At 73.0% G+C, this 25,835-nt stretch carries 24 protein-coding genes, 1 pseudogene and 1 riboswitch; of the genes and pseudogenes, 19 read left to right on the top strand and 6 right to left on the bottom strand.

The window, feature by feature from the left end:
* The first annotated feature begins 2 nt into the window (after positions 1-2).
* The 5 genes from B9B60_RS06950 to B9B60_RS06930 are packed head-to-tail and all read left to right on the top strand — an operon-like array spanning position 3 to position 3,864.
* Entirely contained in the window at positions 3-923 is a 921-nt protein-coding gene (locus B9B60_RS06950; RefSeq protein ID WP_084450467.1) for an ArsA family ATPase, read from the top strand.
* Entirely contained in the window at positions 916-1,236 is a 321-nt protein-coding gene (locus tag B9B60_RS06945) for a hypothetical protein (RefSeq protein ID WP_084450466.1), read from the top strand. Before B9B60_RS06950 ends, B9B60_RS06945 begins: the two co-directional genes overlap by 8 nt.
* On the top strand, positions 1,233-2,192 hold the full coding sequence (locus tag B9B60_RS06940; RefSeq protein ID WP_084450465.1) for an ROK family glucokinase: 960 nt from the start codon (positions 1,233-1,235) through the stop codon (positions 2,190-2,192). Before B9B60_RS06945 ends, B9B60_RS06940 begins: the two co-directional genes overlap by 4 nt.
* The gene (locus tag B9B60_RS06935) at positions 2,189-3,163 is read left to right on the top strand and encodes an ROK family glucokinase (RefSeq protein ID WP_084450464.1); all 975 of its coding nucleotides are present in this window, start codon (positions 2,189-2,191) and stop codon (positions 3,161-3,163) included. The genes B9B60_RS06940 and B9B60_RS06935 overlap by 4 nt, the downstream gene beginning before the upstream one ends.
* Positions 3,160-3,864 carry an endonuclease/exonuclease/phosphatase family protein gene (locus tag B9B60_RS06930; RefSeq protein ID WP_084450463.1) on the top strand — a complete coding sequence of 235 codons (705 nt, stop codon included), beginning with the start codon at positions 3,160-3,162 and terminating at the stop codon, positions 3,862-3,864. Before B9B60_RS06935 ends, B9B60_RS06930 begins: the two co-directional genes overlap by 4 nt.
* A gap of 36 nt (positions 3,865-3,900) precedes the next feature.
* Here B9B60_RS06930 and B9B60_RS06925 read toward each other — a convergent pair whose 3' ends face one another.
* Positions 3,901-4,470, bottom strand: a complete 570-nt coding sequence (locus tag B9B60_RS06925) for a hypothetical protein (protein ID WP_084450462.1) — start codon at positions 4,468-4,470, stop codon at positions 3,901-3,903.
* A 109-nt stretch (positions 4,471-4,579) separates the two neighbouring features.
* Here B9B60_RS06925 and B9B60_RS06920 point away from each other — a divergent pair, with 109 nt between their 5' ends.
* From B9B60_RS06920 to B9B60_RS06900, 5 genes and pseudogenes are all read left to right on the top strand, one after another.
* Complete coding sequence (locus B9B60_RS06920; RefSeq protein WP_084450461.1) at positions 4,580-5,389, top strand: lysophospholipid acyltransferase family protein; 810 nt, start codon at positions 4,580-4,582, stop codon at positions 5,387-5,389.
* Positions 5,390-5,392: 3 nt separating this feature from the next.
* Positions 5,393-6,595 (top strand): MacS family sensor histidine kinase, encoded by a 1,203-nt coding sequence (gene macS / locus B9B60_RS06915; RefSeq protein WP_084450460.1) that lies wholly within the window; start codon positions 5,393-5,395, stop codon positions 6,593-6,595.
* Positions 6,592-7,278 (top strand): response regulator, encoded by a 687-nt coding sequence (locus B9B60_RS06910; protein ID WP_084450459.1) that lies wholly within the window; start codon positions 6,592-6,594, stop codon positions 7,276-7,278. The genes macS and B9B60_RS06910 overlap by 4 nt, the downstream gene beginning before the upstream one ends.
* A gap of 88 nt (positions 7,279-7,366) precedes the next feature.
* Positions 7,367-8,692, top strand: coding sequence for a class II 3-deoxy-7-phosphoheptulonate synthase (locus B9B60_RS06905; protein ID WP_072624422.1), 1,326 nt, complete (start codon positions 7,367-7,369; stop codon positions 8,690-8,692).
* Between the two features lie 386 nt (positions 8,693-9,078).
* Positions 9,079-9,193, top strand: a riboswitch (SAM riboswitch).
* 267 nt (positions 9,194-9,460) lie between these two features.
* A pseudogene (locus tag B9B60_RS06900) lies at positions 9,461-9,786 on the top strand (TauD/TfdA dioxygenase family protein); the annotation flags it as partial.
* Between the two features lie 30 nt (positions 9,787-9,816).
* Here B9B60_RS06900 and pknB read toward each other — a convergent pair.
* Positions 9,817-11,775, bottom strand: a complete 1,959-nt coding sequence (pknB, locus tag B9B60_RS06895) for a Stk1 family PASTA domain-containing Ser/Thr kinase (protein WP_084450458.1) — start codon at positions 11,773-11,775, stop codon at positions 9,817-9,819.
* A 35-nt stretch (positions 11,776-11,810) separates the two neighbouring features.
* The gene (locus tag B9B60_RS06890) at positions 11,811-12,959 is read right to left on the bottom strand and encodes a LysM peptidoglycan-binding domain-containing protein (protein WP_159451167.1); all 1,149 of its coding nucleotides are present in this window, start codon (positions 12,957-12,959) and stop codon (positions 11,811-11,813) included.
* A 176-nt stretch (positions 12,960-13,135) separates the two neighbouring features.
* Between B9B60_RS06890 and B9B60_RS06885 the strand changes: the two genes are divergently transcribed.
* Complete coding sequence (locus B9B60_RS06885; RefSeq protein ID WP_084450456.1) at positions 13,136-13,489, top strand: Rv2175c family DNA-binding protein; 354 nt, start codon at positions 13,136-13,138, stop codon at positions 13,487-13,489.
* 3 nt (positions 13,490-13,492) lie between these two features.
* On the opposite strand, the gene B9B60_RS06880 is transcribed toward B9B60_RS06885, so the two are convergent.
* Complete coding sequence (locus tag B9B60_RS06880; protein ID WP_234993780.1) at positions 13,493-14,632, bottom strand: polyprenyl synthetase family protein; 1,140 nt, start codon at positions 14,630-14,632, stop codon at positions 13,493-13,495.
* Positions 14,633-14,725: 93 nt separating this feature from the next.
* Here B9B60_RS06880 and B9B60_RS06875 point away from each other — a divergent pair, with 93 nt between their 5' ends.
* The 7 genes from B9B60_RS06875 to B9B60_RS06845 all read left to right on the top strand — a co-directional run bounded on the left by B9B60_RS06875 (position 14,726) and on the right by B9B60_RS06845 (position 22,631).
* A complete protein-coding gene (locus B9B60_RS06875) occupies positions 14,726-15,043 on the top strand; it encodes a DUF6504 family protein (RefSeq protein ID WP_200811175.1) in 318 nt (105 codons plus the stop codon).
* 13 nt (positions 15,044-15,056) lie between these two features.
* Positions 15,057-15,536, top strand: a complete 480-nt coding sequence (locus tag B9B60_RS06870; RefSeq protein WP_143445475.1) for an SAV_6107 family HEPN domain-containing protein — start codon at positions 15,057-15,059, stop codon at positions 15,534-15,536.
* Positions 15,533-19,285, top strand: a complete 3,753-nt coding sequence (locus B9B60_RS06865) for a DNA polymerase III subunit alpha (RefSeq protein ID WP_084450454.1) — start codon at positions 15,533-15,535, stop codon at positions 19,283-19,285. Before B9B60_RS06870 ends, B9B60_RS06865 begins: the two co-directional genes overlap by 4 nt.
* An 88-nt stretch (positions 19,286-19,373) precedes the next feature.
* Positions 19,374-19,940 carry a GNAT family N-acetyltransferase gene (locus tag B9B60_RS06860; protein ID WP_223277817.1) on the top strand — a complete coding sequence of 189 codons (567 nt, stop codon included), beginning with the start codon at positions 19,374-19,376 and terminating at the stop codon, positions 19,938-19,940.
* Positions 19,941-20,047: 107 nt separating this feature from the next.
* Positions 20,048-20,827, top strand: a complete 780-nt coding sequence (locus B9B60_RS06855) for a methyltransferase domain-containing protein (RefSeq protein WP_084450453.1) — start codon at positions 20,048-20,050, stop codon at positions 20,825-20,827.
* 7 nt (positions 20,828-20,834) lie between these two features.
* The gene (gene dinB / locus B9B60_RS06850; RefSeq protein WP_084450452.1) at positions 20,835-22,088 is read left to right on the top strand and encodes a DNA polymerase IV; all 1,254 of its coding nucleotides are present in this window, start codon (positions 20,835-20,837) and stop codon (positions 22,086-22,088) included.
* A 96-nt stretch (positions 22,089-22,184) separates the two neighbouring features.
* The gene (locus B9B60_RS06845) at positions 22,185-22,631 is read left to right on the top strand and encodes a DUF3040 domain-containing protein (RefSeq protein WP_084450451.1); all 447 of its coding nucleotides are present in this window, start codon (positions 22,185-22,187) and stop codon (positions 22,629-22,631) included.
* A gap of 33 nt (positions 22,632-22,664) precedes the next feature.
* On the opposite strand, the gene B9B60_RS06840 is transcribed toward B9B60_RS06845, so the two are convergent.
* Positions 22,665-23,180, bottom strand: a complete 516-nt coding sequence (locus B9B60_RS06840; protein ID WP_084450450.1) for a DUF456 domain-containing protein — start codon at positions 23,178-23,180, stop codon at positions 22,665-22,667.
* 13 nt (positions 23,181-23,193) lie between these two features.
* On the bottom strand, positions 23,194-23,418 hold the full coding sequence (locus B9B60_RS06835; RefSeq protein WP_223277818.1) for a DUF7455 domain-containing protein: 225 nt from the start codon (positions 23,416-23,418) through the stop codon (positions 23,194-23,196).
* A gap of 207 nt (positions 23,419-23,625) precedes the next feature.
* Between B9B60_RS06835 and B9B60_RS06830 the strand changes: the two genes are divergently transcribed.
* Positions 23,626-25,761, top strand: coding sequence for a DNA gyrase/topoisomerase IV subunit B (locus B9B60_RS06830; protein WP_084450448.1), 2,136 nt, complete (start codon positions 23,626-23,628; stop codon positions 25,759-25,761).
* The last annotated feature ends 74 nt before the right edge of the window (positions 25,762-25,835 follow it).

The following is a 25,835-nucleotide window of genomic DNA, read 5'->3' as shown; positions in this document are numbered from 1 at the left end:
CCGTGCGCGCCCACCTCGTCGTCGGTGGCGGTGACCACGGACCCGACGTCGCCTCCCGGGTGCTCGCCGCACTGACCCCGCACCACGCGGTCGTGCGGCCCGCGCCCCAGCACGGCGCGCCCGACCCGGTCGTCGTGGCGGTCGAGGACCTCCTCGACCGGCTGCTCACGGCACTGGACCTCCCTTCGCCCGTCGTCGCCGACCTCATCGCGCGGATCCTGCCGGCCGAGCTGCCGGCGCTGCTGCGGCTGGCTCGCCAGCTCGAGCAGGCCGCGGCCGACGACCATGAGATCGTCGTCGAGGTCGACGTCGAGGTCGCCCGACTGCTCGACGCACCCCAGCGGGTGGCTCGAGCGATGAGCGCCTTCGTCCCCGTCATCGCGCGCTGGGAGGTGCTCGTGGCACCCGACGGCATCGGCACGCTCCCGCAGCCCGACGCCCCCGTGCTCGCGGCGCTGCGCGAGGGAGCCGCCCTGCTCGACGCTCTCGACACGGCGCTCGCCGACCCGGCGCAGACCGCCCTGCACCTCGCCGCACCCGCCGGCCCCGTCGGCGCGGCCCGGCGAGCCGACGCCGAGGTCTTCCTCGCGCTCATGGGGCGTCGCCTCACCGCGGTCCACCCACCCGGGGGTGCGGGCGTCGAGCACCTGCCCGACCCGGCCCCCGACCACGGGCTGCGCGTCGAGCGGCTCGACGACGGCAGCGGCGCCTGGCACCTGGTGATCGACCTGCCGGGCGTGCGGGCGGCCGACCTCGACCTCGTCCGGCACGACGACGAGCTCGTCCTCGGGTGCGCCGGGCGCAGCCGACGGGTGCTGCTGCCCTCGGTCCTGCGGCGCTGCGAGATCGCGCGTGCGGGCGTCGCCGGCGGGGTCCTCACCGTGACGATGACCCCCGACGAGGCGGTGTGGCCCCGTGGCTGACCAGGAGCAGACACCGGACGCCGAGGACGTCGTCGTGCAGCTGCTGCGGGTGCTCTCCGAGGTCGACCTCGAGGGCCTCGGCGAGGACCTGCGCCGGCTCGACGACGCGACGACCCGGCGCGCCATGACCGGTGCCAGCCTGCTCGCCGAGGCGCTCACCCGGGCGGCCTTCGGCTCGGCGGCCGTGAGCGGAGCGCTCGGGGTCGAGCTCGACGAGGCGCCCCCGCACGTCCCCCTGCGCTCCCGCGGGGAGCGGGTCGAGGTCCACGACGACGAGGCCGGTGCGGCCGACGAAGGAGTGAGCGGGGCATGAGCACGACGGCCATCGGCATCGACATCGGCGGGACCAAGATCGCCGGGGCGCTCGTCGACGAGCGCGGGCGGATCACCCAGCGGCAGCAGGTCGCCACCCCCGCGGACGACACCGCGGCGATCATCGAGGCGACCGCCGGGCTCGTGCGGTCCCTCGAGCAGGAGGCCCCCGACGAGGTCGTCGGGGTCGGCATGGCCTGTGCCGCCTTCGTCGACTCCCGGCGCGGACACGTGTGGTTCGCCCCCAACCTGCCCTGGCGCGACCTCGACCTGGCTGAGGAGGTCGGCGCGCTCGTCGAGCGTGACGTCGTCGTCGACAACGACGCCAACGCCGCCGCCTGGGGCGAGTACCGCCACGGCGCCGGCCGCGACTGCGACGACATGGTGCTCGTCACCGTCGGCACCGGGGTCGGCGGCGGCTGCATCGTCGACGACCGGCTCCTGCAGGGGGCCTTCGGCATCGGTGGCGAGATCGGCCACGTCGCCCTCGACCCCAGCGGCCCGCGGTGCGGCTGCGGCAACTCCGGCTGCCTCGAGGTCTTCGCCTCCGGCACCGCCCTGGTGCGCTCCGCGCGCGAGTTGGTGACCTCCCCTTCGCCCATCGGGGCCGCGCTGCGCGAGCGGTGCGGCGGCGACCCCGAGGCCCTCACCGGTCAGGACGTCACCGAGCTGGCGCAGCAGGGCGACGGGGCGAGCATCGAGCTGCTCGAGGACCTCGGTGCCCGGCTCGGGCAGGGCCTGGCCTCGATCTGCGCGGTCCTCGACCCACGTCTGGTCGTCGTCGGCGGCGGCGTCGCTGACGCGGGGGACCTGCTCATCGATCCGGCGCGCGCGTCCTTCGCGCGACACCTCATCGGACGGGGCCACCGCCCCGCGCCGCAGATCGTCCCGGCGACCCTCGGCAACGACGCCGGCATCGTCGGGGCCGCGACCCTGGCCCGGGAGGCCCACGCATGACCACGAGCATCGGCATCGACATCGGCGGCACCAAGGTGTCCGGCGGTGTCCTCGACGCGGACGGGCGCATCCTCGTGCGCACCCGACGCGACACCCCCGACCGGTCCAACGCGCCGCGCGTCGTCGAGGACACCATCGTCGAGGTCATCGAGGAGCTGCGCCGCCTCGCCGACGAGGCCGAGGTCGAGGCGCCGAGCACCGTGGGGGTCGGCGCCGCCGGTTTCGTCGCCGCCGACCGCTCGACGGTCGTTTTCGCGCCCCACCTCTCGTGGCGCAACGAGCCCCTGCGCGAGGCCCTCGGCACGCGGCTGGACCTGCCGATCTCCATCGACAACGACGCCAACGCCGCCCTGTGGGCCGAGCACCGCTTCGGGGCCGCCCGCGGGGCGACGCACGCCGTGATGATCACCCTCGGCACCGGCATCGGCGGCGCCATCATCGTCGGGGGCCACCTGGTGCGCGGTCGCTACGGCATCGCCGGCGAGTTCGGCCACATGCAGGTCGTGCCGGGTGGACAGCGCTGCGAGTGCGGCAACCGTGGCTGCTGGGAGCAGTACTCCTCGGGCAATGCCCTGGTGCGCGAGGCCCGTGGCCTGGCGATGGCCAACTCCCCGATGGCCACCGACCTGCTCGCCCACGTCGGGGGCGACCCGGCCTCACTCACCGGACCGATGATCACCGAGGCGGCAAAGGCCGGCGACGCCACGGCGGTGGAGCTGCTCGCCGAGATCGGGCACTGGCTCGGGGTCGGCATCGCCAACCTCGCGGCGGCGCTGGACCCGGAGATCTTCGTCATCGGTGGTGGCGTGAGTGCCGCCGGCGACCTGCTGCTCGACCCGGCCCGCGACACCTTCGCGCGCCAGCTGACCGGTCGCGGCTACCGCCCGGCGGCGAGCATCGTCGCGGCGCGGTTCGGTCCGGACGCGGGGCTCATCGGGGCGGCGTCACTGGGGGCCGAGGAGCAGGTGTGACCCTGCGCGTCGCCTCCTACAACGTGCGTGCGCTGCAGGACGACGTCGCGGCGCTCGCCCGCACGGTCCGGGCCATCGACCCCGACGTGCTGTGCCTGCAGGAGGTGCCGTGGATCGGGCCGGTCGACCACCGGATCGCGGACTTCGCCCGCCGCTGCGGGCTCGTGTGGTCCGGGCGCGACCAGCGCGCCGGGCAGACGAGCGTGCTGACCCACCTGCGCACCAATGTCGTCTCCGTGACTCACCACCGACTGCCGTACCGGACCCGGCGCGACCGGCGCGGCTTCGCGGTGACGCGGGTGGCTCCCTTCGGCCGCACGGCGGTGTCCGTCGCCAGCGTCCACCTCGGGCTCGACGGCGACGAGCGCCTCGAGCACGCCCGCGAGATCATGGCGCACCTCGCCGCCCAGCCCGGTCCGGCGCTGCTCGCCGGTGACCTCAACGAGCAGGACGACGGGGCCGCCTGGCAGCTCTTCGGCGGGGCGATGCGGCCGGTGAGCCCGCTCGAGCCGACCTTCCCCTCCAGGCGGCCCGAGCACGTGCTCGACGTCGTCTTCGCCACGCCCGACGTGCGGGTGCTGCCGCACCGCGACGTGCCGTGGGTGGCGGAGGACCTCACGGCCGGCACCGACCACCGACCGGTGTGGGTTGATGTCGAGACCACGGAGCTGACCGGGCCGCGGGTCACGGTCACCGGCTGACGGACGAGCCGGCGAGCCGGGAGCGCAGCGGGTGCGTCAGACCCGGGCGCCGTTGGTCGGGTCGTCGTCGCGGTTGCTCGGCTGGCGCAGGACCAGGCAGGCGAAGCCGCCCACGACGAGCGCGATCGCGACGGCGGTGAGCCATCCTCCGGAGTCGGGGCGGGTGGCGACCAGCCAGACGAGGAGGAGGGGCCCCAGGACGAGGCCGAGCAGCGCCCCCCAGAAGAGGCGGTCGGTGCGCGGCGGCAACGGGGCCGGGGGAGACGGGGTGAAGCCCTCACCGTCGTCGGCCTGACCCGGGTCGTCGTCGGAGGACAGCAGGGCGTCGGCGACGGAGTGGGTCGGGTCGACCCGCCACGGGACGGCCGGCTCGTCGGCGGCAGGGGAGCGGGGCTCGTCGGTGTCGGGCCGGGGGTCGCGGGGACGCAGTGCGCCGCGGACGTCGCCGGTGCTCTGCCGGCGCGCGGTCGGGGTGGGGTCGACCGGGGGCCCCGGGTGCTCGTGGTCGGGCAGGTCCTCGGTCGGCAGCTCGTCGTCCCAGCGGGCGACGATCGAGGCGAAGGCCGCGTCGACGTCCTCCTCGTCGGGGTGCTGACGCTCGACCATCTCGTGCTCCGTCGCCGTGTCTCGGGGTGCTCGCTCGTGGACAGTCTCGCACGCGCCATCCACCCGCTCGTTACCGTAGAGTTCGCAGCGATCTGGAGGTGATGCGGCAGTGCTGTACTGGATGCTCAAGAGGGTCTTCATCGGGCCCGTGCTCAGGGTGCTCTTCCGGCCGTGGGTCGAGGGGATCGAGCACATTCCCAAGGAGGGGCCGGCGATCCTGGCCAGCAACCACCTGTCCTTCTCGGACTCGATCTTCCTGCCGCTGGTCGTCGACCGCCGAGTCACCTTCCTCGCCAAGAGCGACTACTTCACCGGCCCCGGCATCAAGGGCTGGCTCACCGCGGCCTTCTTCCGCGGCGTCGGGCAGCTGCCGATCGACCGCAGCGGCGGCAAGGCGAGCGAGGCGGCACTCAACGCCGGCCTGCGCGTGCTCGACACCGGCGACCTGCTCGGTCTCTACCCCGAGGGCACCCGCTCGCCCGACTCGCGCCTCTACCGCGGCCGCACCGGCGTCGCCCGCATGGCCCTGACGGCCGGCGTCCCGGTGATCCCCGTGGCGATGATCGACACCGACAAGGCGCAGCCGACCGGCCAGATCATCCCCAACATCCGACGCATCGGCGTCAAGATCGGTGCACCGCTCGACTTCTCCCGCTACGAGGGCATGGAGGGCGATCGCTTCGTCCTGCGCTCCGTCACCGACGAGATCATGTACGAGCTGATGCAGCTGTCCGACCAGGAGTACGTCGACATGTACGCGACGTCGATGAAGGAAAAGCTGCTCACCAAGGCTCGTCGTCGCGCACGCGAGCTGCAGGAGGCCGCCCGGCCCGGGCGGGCCGTGCCCGAGCTCGAGGACGCGCTCGAGCGCGCCGACGGCAACGACCCCTGGTCCGCCGACGGCAAGGACGGTCTGTAGGCCGTGGTCATCGACCCCGGGTCGAGCGCGCTGCGGCGGCACTACAACCCGTCGCCGCTCATCGACAGCGCCGGGGGCCGGGGACTGGCGCTCTACCGCTTCGTCGCGCTCGTCTACGCCGGCATCCTCGTGGGCGTCCACCGCGAGCACGTCATCCTGTGGTGGCCGATCGTCGTCTTCTTCGTCGTCGCGCTCGCGTGGTCGGTCGCCGCGCCGCTGCTGCCGCGACCGACGTGGGTGGCCATCGCCGTCGAGCTGGCCATCGCCTGCATCGGCATCTTCCTGACCAGCGAGGTCTACGACCCCGTCGAGGTGAGCGCCGGCATCTCCACGGTCCCGGGGGTGTGGAGCGCGGCCTCGGTGATGGCCGGCGCTCTGCTCAGCGGGATCCGCGGCGGCGTCCTGGCGGCCACCGTCATCGCCACGGCCAACCTCATCCAGGCTGAGCATCCCGGCCAGCTGACCTGGCACAACATCTTCCTGCTCTACATCCTCGGGATCCTCGTCGGCCTGGCCGTGCAGCTGGCCCGCGAGAGCCAGAAGCGTCTCGAGCAGGCTCTCGCGGCCAGTGAGCGGCTGGCCGAGCGGGAGCGCATCGGGCGCGAGGTCCACGACGGCGTGCTGCAGGCGCTGGCGATGATCAACCGTCGCGGTCGTCAGCTCGGGGGCGAAGGGGAGGCCCTGGCCGACCTTGCCGCGGACCAGGAACGTTCGCTGCGCACGCTCATCACCCGCGTCGAGCCGGCGGCGGCCATCGACGCCTCGTCGCCCTCCACGTCCGCGGACTCCGGCTCGCAGGTGCGTGACCTCGCTGCGGGGCTGGCCTCCCTTCGCTCGGCGCGGGTCGACGTCGTGCTGCCCGCCGGGCCGGTCACCGTGCCGGCCGCGACCGCCCGTGAGGTCGAGGCCGCCGTCGCCGCGGCACTCGACAACGTCGAGCGGCACGCAGGCGCGGGAGCCAAGGCCTGGGTGCTGCTCGACGCCGACGAGACCGGTCTCGAGGTCGTCGTCCGCGACAACGGCGTGGGGATGGCCCCCGACCGACTCGTCGAGGCGGCCGAGCAGGGGCGGCTCGGGGCGAGCAGCTCGATCCGCGGCCGCATGCTCGACCTCGGCGGCGACGCGAGTTGGCGCTCGCCGGGCACCGGCGGCACGACCGTCACGCTCACCGTGCCGACGGGCGACATGGCAGGCTCGGCCCCATGAGCGAGCCCACCGCCCCCCTGAAGGTCCTCGTCGCCGACGACCACCCGCTGTGGCGGGACGCCCTCGTGCGCGACCTCGAGGACGCCGGCTTCGAGGTCGTCGGCACCGCGGCCGACGGCCCGTCGACCGTCCGGCGCACCCGGGCGACCACCCCCGACGTGCTCGTGCTCGACCTCAACCTGCCGCAACTGCGCGGCGACGAGGTGTGCACGGCGATCAACGACCTGACGACCAAGGTGCTCATCCTCTCCGCGAGCGGCGAGGAGCACGACGTCCTCGCCGCGGTCAAGGCCGGCGCCAGCGGCTACCTCGTCAAGTCCGCCTCGCCGCAGGAGATCCGCGACGCCGTGACGGCCACCGGGGAGGGAGAGGCCGTCTTCACCCCGGGGCTCGCCGGCCTGGTGCTCGGCGAGTTCCGCGAGATGAGCAGCCGGGCCCGCACCGCACCTGCCGTGGCCGAGGAGGAGTCGGCCTCGCCGGTGCCCGAGCTCACCGAGCGCGAGACCGAGATCCTGCGCTACGTCGCCATGGGCATGACGGCCAAGGAGATCGCCGCCGACCTCGTCATCTCCCACCGCACCGTGCAAAACCACGTGCAGAACATCCTCGGCAAGCTCCACCTGCACAACCGCGTCGAGCTGACCCGCTTCGCCATCAGCCGCGGCCTCGACCAGCCGGAGTGACCTCCCTTCGTCCTGTGGCTGGACGGGTGCCGGGGCGAAGGGGGTCGCGGCCTATCCTTGACGGGTGACCACTGCAGTCCCCGCGCCCATGACCGCCGCAACCATCGACAGCGACCTGCCGGCCGCCCAGCAGCCGAGCTGGCCCGACCGCGCCGCCCTCGACGAGACCGTGGCGAGCCTGGCGACCTATCCGCCGCTCGTCTTCGCCGGCGAGTGCGACGACCTGCGCGACCGGATGGCCGCGGCGTCGGTCGGCGAGGCCTTCGTCCTGCAGGGCGGTGACTGCGCCGAGACCTTCGTCCACGCCACCGCCGACAACATCCGCGACCGGATCAAGACCGTGCTCCAGATGGCCGCCGTCCTCACCTACGGCGCCGGCATGCCGGTCGTCAAGATGGGCCGCATGGCGGGGCAGTTCGCCAAGCCGCGGAGCAAGGACACCGAGACCCGTGACGGCGTGACCCTGCCCGCCTACCGCGGCGACATGGTCAACGACTTCGCCTTCACCCCCGAGTCGCGCGAGCCCGACCCGCAGCGCCTGCTGCGCGGCTACCACACGAGCGCCGCGACGCTGAACCTCGTGCGCGCCTTCACCCAGGGCGGCTTCGCCGACCTGCGGCGCGTCCACGACTGGAACGTCGGCTTCGTCTCCAACGCCGCCAACCGGCGCTACGAGGGCCTGGCCCGCGAGATCGACAAGGCGATGCGCTTCATGGCCGCCTGCGGTGTCGACTTCGAGGCCATGCGGGCCACCGAGTTCTGGTCCGCCCACGAGGCGCTGCTGCTCGACTACGAGCGGCCGATGACGCGCGTCGACTCGCGCACCGGCAACCTCTACGACACCTCGGGGCACTTCCTGTGGATCGGCGAGCGCACCCGGCAGATCGACCACGCGCACCTCGACTTCGTCAGCCGGATCCGCAACCCCATCGGCATGAAGGTCTCCGACAAGGCCGACCCCGACGAGCTGCTGCGGATCATCGACCTGCTCGACCCGCAGCGTGAGCCCGGCCGCCTGACCTTCATCACCCGCATGGGGGCCGGCCGGATCCGCGAGGCCATGCCGGCCATCGTCGAAAAGGTCCGTGACTCCGGGGCGATGGTCACCTGGATCTGCGACCCGATGCACGGCAACACCTTCGAGTCCGCGTCCGGCTTCAAGACGCGCGACTTCGAGGACGTCGTCGACGAGGTCCGTGGCTTCTTCGAGGTGCACCGCTCTCTGGGCACCGTCCCGGGTGGCCTGCACGTCGAGCTCACCGGCAACGACGTCACCGAGTGCCTCGGCGGCGCCGAGCGCATCCTCGACGAGGACCTCAACAAGCGCTACGAGAGCGTCTGCGACCCGCGCCTGAACCACCAGCAGAGTCTGGAGCTGGCCTTCCTCACCGCGGAGATGCTCAGCGAGGGCTGAGTCCCTCTCGCCCGTCCTGCCGAAGACCGGGGTGCCCGCCGAAGGGTGGGGTCGACGCTGGGGAAAAGTCCGGACCGCGTGGTCTGCCCCTCATGGGGGCCCAGGCAGTCCGGACTTTTCCTTGATTCGCGTCGACCCCACCCTTCGTCGCGCTCGCTGCGGCACTCCCTTCGTGGTGCTGATGGTTGTGTGTTGAACCGGTAGCCCTGGGCACCGGCGACGCTCACGGGGCGCTGCCGGCACCCGGCGCTACCGGTTGACCACACAACCACCTGTCGAGTCAGCCGGGTCCCGTTGCCGGGCAAGGGGACTCGAGAGGTCCGGATGGCGAGACAGTTAACTCCTTCCTTTGCAGTAGGAGATGGAACCGCGTAGGTTCTTGTGCAGGTCACGAGATCCAGCGTCAAGCCCCGGCTTGCTGGGCGGCAACCCTCCACTCGCGGTGGGGTGCTCCGGGTGAGGACCTGGCTCCGGTCGTCGTGGCCGGAGCAAGCGCGAGGCACTCACCGGCCTCATGACAGGACGGACACCCATGAGCACCACCGTCACGACCGCACCGCGGTCGCTGCGTCCGGCGCTGCGGCGCCACGTCGACCTGCTGCGGGTCAACAGCGCCCTCTGTCGCTGACCTGAATCCGCATTGCCCTACGGCAATGCGAAGCCCGGCCGACCTGAACCTGCATTGCCCTACGGCAATGCAGACCCCCGGCGACCCAGCACTCCCACCACCGGCGACGAGCCTCCCTTCGTCGACCGTCGATCCGCCAACCACCCCGCACGGGGGAGCGGGGCCTCTACCTCGGTGGCTTCGTCTCCCGATTCGTCGGGCTGTCGAAGACCGAGAGCCGGGACATTCTGCGCCTGCTCCAGAGCTATGTCACCCGCCCGGAAAATGTCGTCCGGGTCGTCTGGGAGCCCGACCAGCTCGTCATCTTCGACCACCAGATCACCCAGCACTACGCGCCGGACAACTACGACGGGCTGCCCCGCCGTCTCGAGCGGGTCACCGTCGCCGTGAGGTGCCCGTCGGCATCGACGGCGAGCGCAGCCGCTCGATCACGGGGGACGCCTCGCACTACGCGCCGGCGGTCTGACTCCCTTCGTCGGGCGACCACCTGAGTGCGTCAGACGACGAGGATCGTGACCGTCGAGCCCTTGGGGGCGGTGCCGCCGCTCGGGCGTGAGGCGCGCACCTCGTCGAGCGGCCCACCGAGGAAGGTCTGGACTGCGACCTTGAAGCCCGCGGCCTCCAGCTTGGTCGTCGCCGCAGAGCGGCTCAGCCCCTCGACCGACGGGACGGCCACCATCTCCGGGCCCTTGGAGACGGTGATCGTCACGGTCTCGCCGGGCAGGAGCGTGCCGCTGCTCGGGGACTGGCTGATGACCGAGCCCTTGGGCACGCTCGTCGAGTAGGCGTCGTCGGCGCGGGTGACCTCGAGCCCGGCCTCCTCGATCGCGCCGGTCGCCGCCTCGGCGCCCTGACCGGTCACCGTCGGCACGGCCACCGGCTCGGGTCCCTTGGAGACGACGAGGGCGACCTTGGCGTCGCGCTTGACCTCGGTGCCGGGGGCGGGCGTCGTCGAGACGATGCGGCCCTTGGCGACGTCGTCGTCCCAGGCCTGCGTCGTCGCACCGACCGTCAGGGTGCGTCGCTCGAGCGTGGTCCTGGCCTGGGCGGCGGTGCGGCCGGTGAGGTCAGGGACCTCGTAGCGCTCGGGCCCCTTGGACACGACGACGGTGACGTCGGACCCCTTCGACAGCTCGGTGCCGGTCGGCGGGTTGGACGTGATGACCTCGCCCTTGGGCACCTGCTCGTCGAAGGCCGAGGACTCGACGTAGCCCAGGTCGCCGTCCTGCGTGAGGCTGGCTTCCGCGTCGGCGCGGGAGAGGCCGGTGACGTCGGGCACGACAACCGTGCTGCCCGGGCCCTCCTGGGTCCACCACCAGCCACCGCCGGCGGCGAGCGCCACGACGAGCAGGAGTGCGACGAGCGCGCGGCGCCACCCCCGCCGGGACGAAGGGGGCTCCGCTGCAGCTGTCGAGGCGCCACCCGCTGCGCCGGTGCCACCCGCGGCACTCGCGGCACTCGCGGCACCGGTGTCGATCGCGCGCGTGCGCTCGGGGCGTGGGTGGGCGACGGTGGCCGCTGCGCCACCCGCCGACCGCCACTGCGGGGAGGCAGTGGCCGCGGCTCCTGCGGCGACGACGTGCGGCCGACGGTCGAGCTCCTGGGGTGTCAGGCCGGCGCGCACCCGCTGCAGCTCGGCGAGGTAGGCACCCGCGTCACGCGGGCGCTCGTCGGGGTCGCGCGCGGTGGCCAGGGCGACGAGGTCGTCGAGCTCGCCCGGCAGGTCCTCGACCCGCTCGGAGGGGCGCGGCACCGAGCCGTGGACGTGCTGGAAGGCGACGTGGATCGGCGACTCGCCGTCGATCGCCCGCTGCCCGGTGAGCAGCTCGAAGAGGATCAGCCCGGCGGCGTAGACGTCGCTGCGGGCGTCGGCGATGCCGCGCTCGACCTGCTCGGGGGAGAGGTAGGCGACCGTGCCGAAGAGCACCCCGTCCTCGGCGGTGGTCGTCTGCGAGGTGACGGCCCGGGCCAGGCCGAAGTCGGCGACCTTGATCGCGCCCCGCTCGGGGATGAGGATGTTTTCGGGCTTGACGTCGCGGTGGATGTAGCCGGCCTCGTGGGCGGCCGCCAGACCGGTGAGCACCGGCTCGAGGACGTCGAGCGCGGCGCGGACGGTGAGCGCGCCCTCGGTGTCGACCACCGCACGCGCGGTGCGTCCCTCGACGTACTCCATCGCGAGGAAGACCTGGCCGCCGTCCTCGCCCTGGTCGAAGACGGGCACGACGTTGGGGTGGCTCAGCCGCGCGGCGGAGCGGGCCTCGCGGCGGAAGCGGGAGACGAAGGTCTCGTCGGCCGCGAGGTCTGGGCGCATGACCTTGAGCGCGACCTCCCGGTCGAGCCGGGTGTCGGTGGCGAGCAGCACCGTGGCCATCCCGCCGTCGGCGAGGTGGCGCAGCACGCGGTAGCGACCGTCGACGAGATCGCCGACGAGCGGGTGCGTGGATGCGGTGGTCACGCCCAAAGTCTAGGTTCGCCCCCTGCGTCAGCCCGTCACATCCGGCTTCGGAGTGCCTTGACGTTGGCGACGTACTGCTGGGTGTCGCCGTACATGCCGTTGCTCTCCACCGAGGCGAGGCCCTGGTAGTAGCCGGCGATGGCCTCGGAGGTCGTGTCGGCCTGCTGGGTGAGGACCTTGAGGAGCAGGACGCCGGCGGTGATGTTGTCGTCGGTGTCGAGCAGGTCGAGGTCGCGCCCGGCCATCTGCGAGGCCCACTCGCCGGAGCTCGGGATGACCTGCATCGCGCCGACGGCGTTGGCGACGGAGACCCGACGCTGGTCCCAGCCGGACTCCTGGTAGGAGATCGCCAGGGCCAGGGAGGGGTCGACGCCGTGCTGGCGGGAGATCCGGGTGATCTTGTCCTTGGTCGCGTCGCGGCTGGGCACCGAGCGGGCGGCCAGGGTCGAGCGGTTGCGGTCGGCGGCGTCGACGATGTGGTCGGCGTAGGTGCGACCGGCGAAGGTGTTGTTCTTCTTCGCCGGTCGCGATGCCTTCTTCGCCGGGCTCGAGGAGCCGGTGACCTTGAGCGTGCTGCCCGGGTGGATGAGGTCGCGGGTGCTCAGGTCGTTGAGCTTGGCCAGGCGGGTGACGCTCATGTCGTGGCGGGCGGCGATGCCGGAGAGCGTCTCGCCGGAGCGCACGGTGTACGACCCCGTCGCGGCGGGTCGGCTCGTGGCCCGCTTGGCGGGCTTGGCGGCGGTGCCGGTGACGCGCAGCTGCTGGCCGGGGTGGATGAAGCCCCGGTCCAGGTTGTTGAGGCTGCGCAGCCGGTCGACGCTCATGCCGTGGCGGGCGGCGATGCCGGAGAGGGTGTCACCGCTGCGGACGGTGTAGCCGCGGGTCGCCCCGGAGCGGGCGGGCTTGGCCGAGGACGAAGGGGAGGACCCGCCCGATGCGCGGCCGGGCACCGTGAGCTTCTGGCCGGGGTGGATGAAGTCGCTCGAGGACAGGCCGTTGCGGGAGAGCAGGGCGGCGGGGGAGACGCGGTAGCGCGCGGCGATGTCGTAGACCGTCTCGCCGGAGCGCACGGTGTGGTGGCGCGACCCGGCGGAGGAGGTGACGTGCGTGGTGGTCTCGGCGGTCAGGTCGATCGCCGGGGACACGGGAGTGGCCGGGACGGTGACGATGAGCGGAAGGACCAAGGGGGACTCCGATGTACGGGGCGCAGGGGACGCCCGGTGGCATGGGGTGCGTGTGACTGGTGTGACGTATGTTGATTCGGCACCGACGGTACCGAAGATCTCCTCAGGAGGCCGGATGAACGGCGACGCGCCCCCTTCGCGCGGGATCTCGGGGAGCGGCTGACACACTGTCGGGCGTGGACGAGACCCCTGCGCAGATCGACTGGCTGACCCTCCCCGACGTGGCCGAGAGGCTCGACGTGCGTCTGAGCGACGTGCGCCGGATGCTCGACGAGCGCCAGCTCGTCGCGGTGCGCCGCGGGGAGCGCAAGGTGCTGTCGGTGCCGGTGGACTTCCTCGGCGAGGACGGGCCGCTGCCCGAGCTCGCGGGGACCTTCACCGTGCTGTCGGACAATGCCTTCGACGACGAGGAGATCGTCGAGTGGATGTTTGCCCACGACGAGACCCTGCCCGGCGGGCCGACGCCGATCGCGGCGATCCGTGCCGGCTTCAAGACCGAGGTGCGCCGCCGGGCGATGGAGGAGGCGTAGGCCTCAGGTGCTGCGGGCCGTCGTCGCGTCGATGAGCTCGGTGAGCACCTCACGGGCCTCGCCGCCGACGCCGACCGCCGCGGCGAGGGCCTCGCGGGCGACCTGTGCCCCCGCGGCGATGTCCTGCTCGACACCCTCGAGCGCGCCGGTGGCCACGAGCAGCTCACGGAAGGCCTCGACCTCGTCGGTGCCCAGGTCGGGAGCGCCGAGCCACTGGTCGATGCGGGTTGTCGTCACGTCGTCGGCGCCGGCGAGGGCCCGGGCGATGAGCACGGTGCGCTTGCCCTCGCGCAGGTCGTCGCCCGCGGGCTTGCCGGTGACCTCGGGGTCGCCGAAGACGCCGAGCACGTCGTCGCGCAGCTGGAAGGCCTCGCCGAGCGCCAGGCCGTAGCGGGAGAGCGCGTCGAGGTCGGCGGCGGAGGCGCCGCCGGCGGTCGCGCCGATGAGCAGCGGGTGCTCGATGGAGTACTTCGCGCTCTTGTAGCGGATCACCTTGCGGGCCCACTCGATGCGCTCGTCGTCGGCGAGGTCGTGCCACGGTCGCATCGAGGTGACGATGTCGAGGAACTGGCCGCCCATGAGCTGGCCGCGCATCCGCTCGAAGACCGGTCGGGCCGCGGTGAGCGACTCGGGTGGCAGGCCGGAGTCGGCGAAGAGGTCGTCGCACCAGCCGAGGCAGAGGTTGCCGGCGAGGATCGCGCCGGCGGTGCCGAAGCGCTCGGGGTCGCCGTGCCAGGCGCGCTCGGAGTGCGCGCGGGCGAGGGCCCGGTGCATCGCCGGGGCCCCGCGGCGGGTCTCGCTGTCGTCCATGACGTCGTCGTGGACCAGAGCGGCGGCCTGGAAGAGCTCCATCGCCGCCGCCAGCGCGATCGCGCCCTCGTGGTCGTCGCGGCCGGCGGCCCGCCAGCCCCAGTAGGCGAAGCCGGCCCGCAGCCGCTTGCCGCCCTGCAGCAGGGCCCGGACGGGGTCGGTGAGGTCGACGACGTCGGGCCCGATCTCGGCGAGTTCGTCGGCCCAGCGGTCGAGCTCGACGTCGATGCGGGTCTGGACCCGCGAGCGCAGGTCGGCCCGGTCCAACGGGTGCGGCACGTGGGCTCCAGTGACGAAGGGGGCGGTGGTGTCGGTGCTCCGTGGTCGGATCACCGGGTCGTGACCAGCCTACGTCGACCGGGTTGACGGGGTGTCGGCCCCCCGGCGTACTGTGTTCGAACAGGTGTTCGAGCGAAGGGAGTGGTCATGGTCAGGCTCGTCGAGGAGGCCATCGAGGTGCGGGTGGGCGACCCGCGACCGGTCGGTGGTGCGGTCCCCGAGCAGTTCCTCTGGAGGGGGCGGCTCTACCGGGTGACGGAGGTCGTCGACCACTGGCAGGAGCGGCACGCGTGGTGGCGCTCGAGCGAGGGCGCGCTGGCGCAGGTGCCGCTCGCCCGCGAGGTGTGGCGGGTGAGCGCGCAGCGCGGCCGGGCCGGTGCGCCGGGGGTCTACGACCTCGGTGTCGACGGCGAGGTCGCGTCGGGCGGGTCCGCCGGGTGGCAGCTCCTGCGGACCCAGGACTGAGGCGGTCGTCGTGGTGGCCGTCCCCGTCCTGCATCCCGAGCGGCTCGACGCCGCGCTCGACCTGCTCACCGCCGCCGGCGAGAGTCTGTCCGGCGCGCACATGGCTCGCTCGGTCGCCGCCCGCAGCGCCGGCACCCGGGTCGCGGTGCTGCGTGCTGCCGCGGCGGTCCTCACCGTCCGTGACCTGGCCGGCCCGCGGGGTCACGGCCCGGTCGACGTGTGGCGCCTGCTGCCGCGGGTCGCGCCCGAGCTGACCGAGTGGGCGGACTTCTTCGCGACCGTCCTGCCCGAAGGGGGCTCCCGCCCCGGCCACGGGGCGTCCGGGCCGATGTCGGTCCGGGAGGTCGACGACCTGCTCCGCCAGGGGGAGGACTTCGTGCGGATCGTCTCCGGCGTGCTCGGCCTGCCCCCGGTCCGGGTCACCGCCGACCTCGTCGCCATCCCCCCTTCGCACGACCTCGAGGACATGCGGCGAAGGGGGGAGGCCGGGTGAGCTTCGCCCACCTGCACGTGGCGTCGGGATTCTCCCTTCGGCACGGCACGACGACACCGGAGGACCTCGTGGCCCGGGCCGCGGAGCTCGGGCAGCCGGCGCTCGCCCTCACCGACCGCGACGGGCTCTACGGGGCGGTGCGCTTCGTCCGGGCCGCGACCGCCGCGGGCATCGCCCCGGTGCTCGGGGTCGATCTCGCCGTCGACGGTGGCGGGCGCGCCCCGGACCGGCGGCGGACCCCGGTGCGCGGGGGAGCCGAGGTCGACCCGAGGCACCCGCGCGTCACCGTCCTCGCCCGCGGGGCGGGTGCCGGGGTGCCGCACGGGGTCGGCTGGGCACGGCTGTGCCGGCTCGTCAGCGAGGTGCACCTCACGGGTGAGCGCGGCGAGGCCGTCGCGACCGCGGCGATGCTCGCCCGGCACGCGGCGGCGCCGGGGCCCGACGAGCCGGCCCCGCTGCTGCTCCTGCTCGGCCCGACCTCCGACGTCGGTGCCGCGCTGCTCGCCCGCCGGCCCGACGTCGCCCGTGAGCGGCTGCGGGCCTGGCAGCGGCTGCTGCCGCCGGGGGCCGTGGCCATCGAGGTCGTCGACCACGGCGGCCCGCCGGGCACGCCCGCGTCGACCGGCCACGCCGCCCACCTGCTCGGGCTCGCCGATGCCTGCGACGTGCCGGCCGTGCTCACCGCCGCCGTGCGGCACCTGCACCCGCATGACGCGGCGACCGCCGACGTCCTCGACGCGACCCGCCGCCTCGTCGTCCTCGACACCCGCCACCTCGACCGGGTGACGACCGCCGGGCACCTCGCCGACGACGCGACGATGGCCGCGCGCGCCGAGCGGGTCGCGGCGGTTCTCGGCGGGGGTGCCGGGGGCTTTGCCTGCGCCAGCCCCCGGCAACGGGCCGCGGCGCTGCTCGACGAGACGGCGCGCACGGCGATGGGGTGCGCGCTCGACGACCGCAAGGACCTCGGCATCGGCCGGGTCCACCTGCCCGAGGCGCACGTGCTCGGGCTGCGCCCCGACGAGGACCCGCAGGCGGTGCTCGCGCAGCGCTGCCGGGCGGCGATCGGCGCGCGCTACCCCGACGCGCCGCCGTCGGTGCTGCGGCAGGTCGAGGAGCGGCTGGCCGACGAGCTCGACGTCGTCGAGGCCCTGGGCTACCCGACCTACTTCCTCACCGTCGCCGAGGTCGTCGACATCATCACCGGCGCGGGGGTGCGGGTCGCCGCCCGTGGTTCCGGGGCCGGCAGCCTGGTCAACCACCTGCTCGGCATCAGTGCGATCGACCCGATCCGGCACGACCTGCTCATGGAGCGCTTCTGCTCGCCGTTGCGGGCCGAGCTGCCCGACATCGACATCGACGTCGAGTCGGCCCGCCGCACCGAGATGTACGAGCTGGTCCTGCAGCGCTTCGGCCGCGACCGGGTGACGTGCGTGTCGATGATGGACACCTACAAGGCGCGGCACGCGATCCGCGACGTCGGCGCCGCGCTCGGGGTGCCACCGGCCGAGGTCGACGAGATCGCCAAGGCCTTCCCGCACATCCGGGCCCGCGACGTGCGCTCGGCGATGGCCGAGCTGCCCGAGCTGCGCACCCGCAGCCTCGACGGGGGGCGGCTCACGACGCTCTTCGACCTCGTCGAGCGGCTCGACGGGCTGCCGAGACACATCGCCCTGCACCCGTGCGGGGTGGTGCTCTCCGACGGCGGGCTGCTCGACCGCACCCCGGTCGAGTCGAGCTGGCTGGGCTTCCCGATGAGCCAGTTCGACAAGGACGACGTCGAGGCGCTCGGGCTGCTCAAGCTCGACGTCCTCGGCATCCGTATGCAGTCGGCGATGGCGCATGCCGTCGGTGAGGTCGAGCGGGTCACGGGGGAGCGGGTCGACCTCGACGGCCGGTCCGACGTGCCGCTCGACGACCCGGCGACCTTCGCGATGATCCGCACGACCCGCACGCTCGGGTGCTTCCAGATCGAGAGCCCGGGGCAGCGCGAGCTCATCGGCAAGCTCGCGCCGACCGTCTTCGACGACCTGATCATCGACATCTCGCTCTTCCGCCCCGGCCCGGTGAAGTCCGACATGATCCGACCCTTCCTCGAGGCCCGGCACGGGTGGAGCCGGCCGCAGTTCCTCCACGACCGGCTCGTGCCCGCGCTCGCCAAGACCGAGGGGGTCGTCGTCTTCCACGAGCAGATGCTGCGGATCATCGCCGAGACGACCGGGGCGACCCTCGCCCAGGCCGACGAGGTGCGGCGCACGATGGGCAGTCCCGACGGGCAGGCACGCATCGAGGCGTGGTGGCGCCCGGCGGCGGCCGCGCGCGGGTACCCGCCGGAGGACGTCGACCGCATCTGGGCGGTGCTCGCGGCCTTCGCGTCCTTCGGCTTCTGCAAGGCGCACGCGGCGGCCTTCGCCATGCCGACCTACCAGTCGGCCTGGCTCAAGGCGCACCACCCGGCGGCCTTCCTCGCCGGCGTGCTCACCCACGACCCGGGCATGTACCCCAAGCGGCTGCTCCTCGAGGAGGCCCGCTCGCTCGGCGTGACGATCCTCGGCGTCGACGTCAACGCGAGCACGGGGGAGTACCGCGTCGAGCGCGCCCCCGTCCCCGGCCCCCGACCGGACGACCCCGACCTGCCCGACGGGTCGACGTGGGCGATCCGGCTCTCGCTGGCCGACGTCAAGGGCATGAGCGAAGGGGAGATCGCCCGCGTCGTCGCCGGGGCCCCCTTCGACTCGCTCACCGACTTCTGGCAGCGGGCCCGGGTGAGCCGGCCGGTCGTCGAGCGGCTCGTCCTCGTCGGGGCCTTCGACTCCGTCCACGGCACCGGCGCCGACCGCGGTGGGCCGGGGCTCGGCCACCGGGGGCGGCTGACCCGACGCGACCTGCTGCTCCACGTCGCCGAGCTCGACCGCTGGTCCCGGGCGGCGACCGGGCGCTCGCGGGGGCGGGGTGCTGGTGGCCGGGGCACCCGGACCCGGGCGGTCGAGGCGCCGGCCTGGGCCGCGGGGCGACCCGGGGCGCAGCAGGTGCGTACGAGCACGACGCCGACCCCGGTCGCGAGCCAGCTGACCCTCGACCTCGGCGACTCCCCGGTGCTCGGCGAGGGCGTCGGCCTGCCCGAGATGAGCGTGCCCGACCAGGTGGGTGCCGAGCTGGAGATCCTCGGGCTTGACGCCTCGCGGCACGTCATGGACTTCTACGCGCCGATGCTCGAGGCGCTCGGGGTGACCCGCAGCGCCGACCTGCTCTCGGTGCGCAGTGGTGCCCAGATCCTCGCCGCGGGGGTCAAGGTCGCGACCCAGACCCCACCGATCCGCTCCGGGCGCCGGGTCGTCTTCCTCACCGTCGACGACGCGACCGGGCCGGTCGACGCGACCTTCTTCGAGGACGTCCAGGGGCCCTACGCGGCGACGATCTTCCACTCCTGGCTGCTCCTCGTGCGCGGCACGATCCGCCGGGCCGGGCCGCGGGGGGTCTCGGTGCTCGCCTCCGGCGCGTGGGAGCTGTCGACGCTGTGGGAGGCCTGGCAGCGCGGCGGCATCACCGCCGTGCACGCCGCGCTCGACGAGGCCGACGACCTCGCCCGAGCCCGCGACGCCGCGCACCAGCAGCCCGAGGGGCACCGGGTGCTCGTCCACGCCTCGGGCTTCCGGCAGTCGCCGTGGGCCGACACCCGTCCCGCCGGCACCGGCGTCGAGCCCCCGCGCAAGCTGTGGCACTCCTCGCCCGGCAGCTCCGGGCACTGAGGGTGCAGACCGGCCGGGTCAGCCCCCTTCGCCCCGATTGAAATACAGATCGCGTGTCGGGACTCGCGATCTGTATTTCAATGACGAGATGACCTCGCTGCCCACCGCCATGACCCGGCTCGTCTGCCCGCCGGTGCTGCTGCGCCCCTTCGAGGACGGCGACGTCGATCTCGTCCGTTCGGTCGCCGACGACCCGCTCATCCCGCTCATCCCGCTCATCACGACAGTCACGACGAGTGGTACGCGAGAGGATGCGCTGGCCTACATCGGCCGGCAGCACGACCGGCTGCCCGAGGGGCAGGGATACTCCTTCGCGATCGCTGATGCCGCCGACGGCCACGCCGTGGGCCAGATCGGGCTGTGGACCCGTGACATCGACGCCGGCCGGACCACGACCGGCTACTGGGTGGCGCCGCCGTTTCGTCGCCGCGGCTATCTCACCGCGGCCCTCGCCGGGCTCACAGAATGGGCCCTGGGTCACGATGAGGTCCACCGAATCGAGCTGCACGTCGAGCCATGGAATGACGGTTCGTGGCGCGCGGCCGCGGCGTGCGGGTACCAACGCGAAGGGGGGCTGCGCTCCTGGCAGTGGATCGGCGACGTGCGCAAGGACCTCGACGTCTGGAGCATCATCCGGTCGTCGCCAGCATCCTGACGTTCGCTCTCTTCGCGCTGCCCAAGGGTGGATGTACCCGGGTGAACCCACCCCACCCGGACACATCCACCCGAGGGGTGTCACTCGTCCCCATTAGGGTTGGGGCCATGAGCGACGAGCGAGCATGGCGCCGTGGAGGCAGCGGGGTCGAGGGCAATGTCCGTACGGCAGCCGTGTGGTCCCAGGTCCGTGCCCTGAGCGAGTCGCGCCAGCGTGAGCTCTCGCGGCCCCTGCGCGTCCTCGACCTCGGCGGCGGCACCGGCGGCCTGGCCGTCGCGCTCGCCGAGCAGGGGCACACCGTCACCGTCGTCGACCCGAGCCCCGACGCCCTCGCCTCGCTGAGCCGCCGGGTCGCCGAGTCCGACGCCGCCTCCCGCATCAGCGCCGTCCAGGGCGATGCCGACACCCTCGCCGGCACGGTCGAGCCCGGCAGCATCGACCTGCTGTGCTGCCACGGCACCCTCGAGTACGTCGAGGACCCCACCGCCACGCTGGCACGCATCGCCGAGGTCCTCGCCCCCGGGGGCCACCTCTCCCTCGTGACCGCCCAGCGCGTCGCCGCCGTCCTCGCGCGCGCCATCGCCGGGCGCTTCGACCAGGCCAAGGCCGCCCTCACCAGCGCCGACGGCCGCTGGGGCGACGACGACCCGATCCCGCGCCGCTTCGACCGCGACGAGCTCGCCGAGATGCTCACCCGCGCCGGCTTCAGCACCCTCGAGGCCCGGGGCGTGCGGCTCTTCAGCGACCTCGTCCCGAGCGCCTTCGTCGACTCCGACGCCGAGCGGGCGGCCCTGCTCGAGCTCGAGGAGATCGCTGCCGCCGACGAGGGCCGCACCGGGCTGTCCGGGCTGGGCGCGGCGGTCCACCTCGTCGCCCGCCGCGACTGAGGCCGCGATGAGCCGGCGTCAGTACCGGCCCCCACCGCGGGTCGGCCACGGCCCCCCGGACGACACCGGGTGCACGATCCTGCACGTCGACATGGACGCCTTCTTCGCGTCCGCCTCCCTGATCGCCCACCCCGAGCTCGTCGGCACCCCGGTGATCATCGGTGGGGGCAACCGCGGGGTCGTCCTCTCGGCGACCTACGAGGCGCGCGCCTTCGGGGTCACCTCGGCGATGCCGATGGGCCGCGCCCGGAGGCTGTGCCCGCAGGCGACCGTCCTGCCGCCCGAGCACGAGCTCTACTCGCGCATCTCCTCGGCGGTCATGGCGACCTTCGCCGACATCACCCCCTTCGTCGAGCCGTTGAGCAGCGACGAGGCCTTCCTCGACGTCGCCGGTGCCGTGCGCCTCATGGGCTCGCCCGCGACGATCGCCCAGCGCATCCGCGACACCGTCGCCGACGAGCAGGGCATCACCTGCTCGGTGGGTGTCGCGAGCACGAAGTTCGTCGCGAAGCTCGCCTCCGGCCTGGCCAAGCCCGACGGGCTGCTCGTCATCCCGGCCGACGAGGTCGTCACCTTCGTCCAGCAGCTGCCCGTCGGAGCCCTCTGGGGTGTCGGGGACAAGACCGAGGAGGCGCTCTCCCGCCTCGGCCTGCGCACCGTTGCCGACATCGCGCACACCCCGCGACAGACCCTGGTCCGAGCCCTCGGCGAGGCCACCGGCAGCCACCTGCACGACCTCGCCTGGGGCCGCGACCCGCGGTCCGTCGAGCCGGTCCGCCGCGAGCGCTCCATCGGCAACGAACGCACCTTCGACCACGACGTCGACGACCCCGACGTCGTCCACCGCACCCTGCTGGCCCTGAGCGACAAGGTCGCCTCGCGGCTGCGGTCCGCCGATCTCGTCGGACGCACGGTGAGCATCAAGGTGCGCTTCGCCGACTTCACGACGATCTCGCGGTCACGCTCCCTTCGCGATGCCACCGACGTCTCCCGCGACATCGCGGCGCTGGCCCGTGAGCTCTACGACGCCCTCGGCCTGCAGCGCGCCCGCGTCCGTCTGGTCGGGGTGCGCGTCGAGCAGCTCTCCGAGGCCTCGTCGACGCCGGTCCAGGTGGCGCTCGACGAGCCGGAGCACGGGTGGCGCGACGCCGATCGGGCGGTCGACCGGGCGAGCGCCCGCTTCGGTGCGGGCAGTGTCCGCCCGGCGAGCCTGATCTCCGATCGAGGTCGACGGGAGCGCCCACCTACCGCAGGGCGCTGAGGCGACCTATCATGAGGAGACCACGGCGGCGAGCCCGCCGTGTGCACCCCGCGGGCAGAGAGCCCGCCCGACAACAGGCTTGGTCAGGAGGTCACCGTGGCGCTGTCGGAGCGCGAGCGGCAGATGCTCGAGGAGATGGAAGAGGCCATCCGGGCCGAGGACCCTCGCTTCGCCTCGCAGATGAACGGCGTGCGTGGCCCCGGGGGAGACCGCCGCCGCATGGCCCTGGGCATCGTCGGTGCCCTCGCGGGCCTCGGGCTGGTCCTGCTCGGCATCAACACGAGCATCTGGGTCGGCGTCGCCGGCTTCGCCCTCATCGTCGCCTCGGTGGCCCTTGCCCTGACCCCGGGTCGTTCCGGTGACGGTGCGGGTCTGGGGGTCGTCGGCTCCGACGGGTCCGTCCGCAGCGCCCGCACCCCGCGGTCGAAGGGAGCATCCCGCCCGGGCAAGGGGCGCTCGCCCAGGAGCAAGCACCAGGGCAGCTTCATGCAGCGCATGGAGGCGCGCTGGGAGGAGCGGCGCCAGCAGGGTCAGGGCTGGTAGGTCCCGCCGAAGGCCACCTCGAGCAGCGACGGGTCAGTGGACGAGGATCCCGCCGACCCACACGACGGCGATGAGCGCGGCGGCCGACAGCTCGATCCCCATGCTGTGCAGCACCCCGCGCAGGGCCGACTTCGTCGCCTGCCAGGCGCGGTCGAGGTCGCGGAAGCGCACGTACTCCGCCGCGAAGATCCCCACGACGAAGCCGATGGGCAGGCCGATGCCGGGGATGACGAAGAGCCCGATGATCGCGCCGACGACGCCGAGGGCCAGGGTCATGCCGCCGACGCCCTCGCGCTTCATCCGGCGTCCCGGGATGAGGAACTGCAGCAGCAGGGTCACGGCGTAGATCACCGCGACGATGCCGAAGGTCACCCAGGCCGTCGTGCCGCCCGTGAAGCCGGCCCACACGAGGACGGCGGCGACGCAGAGCAGGAGACCCGGCAGGACCGGGATGACGATGCCGAGGACACCGACGACGAAGATGACGATGCCGACCGCCAGGGCGATCGACGTCGGGTCGTGGGTGGCCTCGGCAGCGAGGGTCAGCACGGCGGGAGCCCGCTCAGCGCTCCTCGACCGGGGCCGAGGCGGGGGTGCTCTCGTCGAGCCGGGCGGAGTCGTCGTCGATCTCGGCGAGGTCCTTCAGCGCGGGGATGTGCTCACGCCCGTGGTGGGCGCAGAAGAGCAGCTCGCCCCCGGCGTGGAGCCGAGCGCGCACGTAGGCCTTGGCTCCGCAACGGTCGCAGCGGTCGGCTGCGGTCAGGGGGCTGGCCAGAGTCGCGTTCACGTGGTGCCTCATTTCATGCGTCGTTCCGTGGACGTCCGAGTCAACAGTCAAACACGCCAAAGCCTTCCCGCGCTGCACCCTTTCCGCGTGCCGTGACCGAGCGCACACCGCTGCGGGGACACCGGCGCTGCCTCCCGGGGGTCGTCGGTGGGGCGGTCTACCCTGCGAGGAGCCCACCACCCGACGACGCAAGGACAGGCCCCCTTCGTGCCTCCGGCAGCCACCACCGCGAAGAAGACCGCGAGCAGCAAGTCCGCCCAGGACTACACCGCGCACCACCTGCAGGTGCTCGAGGGCCTCGAGGCCGTGCGCAAGCGGCCCGGCATGTACATCGGGTCCACCGACCAGCGCGGCCTCATGCACTGCATGTGGGAGATCATCGACAACGCCGTCGACGAGGCGCTGGGTGGCCACGGCGACCGGATCGAGATCGTGCTGCACGCCGACGGGTCGGTCGAGGTCCGCGACAACGGCCGCGGCATCCCGGTCGACATCGAGCCGCGCACGGGCCTGACGGGCGTCGAGGTCGTCTACACCAAGCTGCACGCCGGCGGGAAGTTCGGCGGTGGCTCCTACACCGCCTCGGGTGGTCTCCACGGTGTCGGCGCCTCCGTGGTCAACGCCCTCTCCTCGCGCCTGGACGTCGAGGTCGACCGCGGCGGCAAGACCTATGCCATGAGCTTCCGCCGCGGCGAGCCCGGCACCTTCTCCGACAACGCCGGGGCGAAGGGGGCGAAGTCGCCGGACCACGACTTCGTCCCGTACGACAAGGGCAGCGAGCTCGAGGTCGTCGGCAAGGCCAAGCGCGGTGTCACCGGCACCCGGGTGCGCTACTGGGCCGACCCGCAGATCTTCCTCAAGGGTGCGGCGATCGACCGCGAGGCGCTCGCGGCCCGGGCCCGTCAGACCTCCTTCCTCGTGCCCGGCCTGACCCTCGTCGTGCGCGACGAGCGGGGCGACGAGTCGCTCGAGGAGGTCTTCCACCACGACGGCGGCATCAGCGAGTTCGTCGACTTCCTCGCGCCGGACGCGGCGGTGACCGACGTCTGGCGGCTGGAGGGCACCGGCACCTTCACCGAGACGGTGCCGGTCCTCGACGACAAGGGCCACATGACCCCGACGGAGGTCGAGCGCGAGTGCGGTGTCGACATCGCGCTGCGCTGGGGGACCGGTTACGACGCCAAGCTCTCCTCCTTCGTCAACATCATCGCCACGCCCAAGGGCGGCACCCACGTGGCCGGCTTCGAGCAGGCCCTGCTCAAGGTCTTCCGCAAGCAGCTCGAGGTCAACGCCCGCAAGCTCAAGGTCGGCAACGACAAGGTCGACAAGGACGACGTCCTCGCCGGGATGACCGCCGTGGTCACCGTGCGCTTGGCCGAGCCCCAGTTCGAGGGCCAGACCAAGGAGGTGCTCGGCACCAACGCCGTGCGCCAGATCGTCTCCAAGGTCGTCGAGACCGAGCTGACCTCGCAGCTGACGTCGACCAAGCGCGGCGACAAGCAGATGGCGACCCAGCTCCTCGAAAAGGTCGTCGCCGAGATGAAGTCGCGCATCTCCGCGCGGCTGCACAAGGAGACCCAGCGCCGCAAGAACGCGCTGGAGACCTCGTCGTTGCCGCCGAAGCTGCGCGACTGCCGCAGCAGCGACGTCGAGGCCACCGAGCTCTTCATCGTCGAGGGTGACTCGGCCATGGGCACGGCCAAGGAGGCGCGCAACAGCGAGTTCCAGGCGCTGCTGCCCATCCGCGGCAAGATCCTCAACGTGCAAAAGGCCGCGGTCGGCGACATGCTCAAGAACGCCGAGTGCGCCTCGATCATCCAGGTCATCGGTGCTGGGTCCGGGCGCAGCTTCGACCTCGACGCGGCCCGCTACGGCAAGGTCATCATCATGACCGACGCCGACGTCGACGGCGCCCACATCCGCACCCTGCTGCTCACCCTCTTCTTCCGCTACATGCGCCCGCTCGTCGAGGCCGGCAAGGTCTTTGCCGCGGTTCCGCCGCTGCACCGCATCGAGGTGGTCAACCCCGGTTCGAAGAAGAACGAGCTGATCTACACCTACTCCGAGGCCGAGATGCGCAAACGGCTGTCGTCGCTCAACTCCCGGGGCAAGAACATCAAGCAGCCGATCCAGCGCTACAAGGGTCTGGGCGAGATGGACGCCGACCAGCTCGCCGAGACGACGATGGACCCGCGGCACCGCATGCTGCGACGAGTGACGACCGAGGACCTCGAGATCGCCGAGGAGGTCTTCGAGCTGCTCATGGGCAAGGACGTCGACCCGCGGCGCGACTTCATCGTCTCCTCGGCCGATCAGCTCGACCGGGAGCGGATCGACGCCTGAGGCCGGGCGGGCCGGCACGACGGGGCCCGTTTGGACACGATCTCGGCGCGTCGCCGCGTCGGTGGTTGCACGTG

This window comes from Janibacter indicus (assembly GCF_900176385.1).
Taxonomy (GTDB): domain Bacteria; phylum Actinomycetota; class Actinomycetes; order Actinomycetales; family Dermatophilaceae; genus Janibacter; species Janibacter indicus.
This window is presented reverse-complemented; position numbering and strand designations above follow the sequence as displayed.

Coding starts and splice junctions, on each gene's coding strand:
- B9B60_RS06855 (WP_084450453.1), top strand. CDS start 20,048: ATGAGCGACGAGCGAGCATGGCGCCGTGGAGGCAGCGGGGTCGAGGGC.
- B9B60_RS06875 (WP_200811175.1), top strand. CDS start 14,726: ATGGTCAGGCTCGTCGAGGAGGCCATCGAGGTGCGGGTGGGCGACCCG.
- B9B60_RS06905 (WP_072624422.1), top strand. CDS start 7,367: ATGACCGCCGCAACCATCGACAGCGACCTGCCGGCCGCCCAGCAGCCG.
- B9B60_RS06860 (WP_223277817.1), top strand. CDS start 19,374: ATGACCTCGCTGCCCACCGCCATGACCCGGCTCGTCTGCCCGCCGGTG.
- B9B60_RS06935 (WP_084450464.1), top strand. CDS start 2,189: ATGACCACGAGCATCGGCATCGACATCGGCGGCACCAAGGTGTCCGGC.
- dinB (WP_084450452.1), top strand. CDS start 20,835: ATGAGCCGGCGTCAGTACCGGCCCCCACCGCGGGTCGGCCACGGCCCC.
- B9B60_RS06925 (WP_084450462.1), bottom strand. CDS start 4,470: ATGGTCGAGCGTCAGCACCCCGACGAGGAGGACGTCGACGCGGCCTTC.
- B9B60_RS06940 (WP_084450465.1), top strand. CDS start 1,233: ATGAGCACGACGGCCATCGGCATCGACATCGGCGGGACCAAGATCGCC.
- B9B60_RS06910 (WP_084450459.1), top strand. CDS start 6,592: ATGAGCGAGCCCACCGCCCCCCTGAAGGTCCTCGTCGCCGACGACCAC.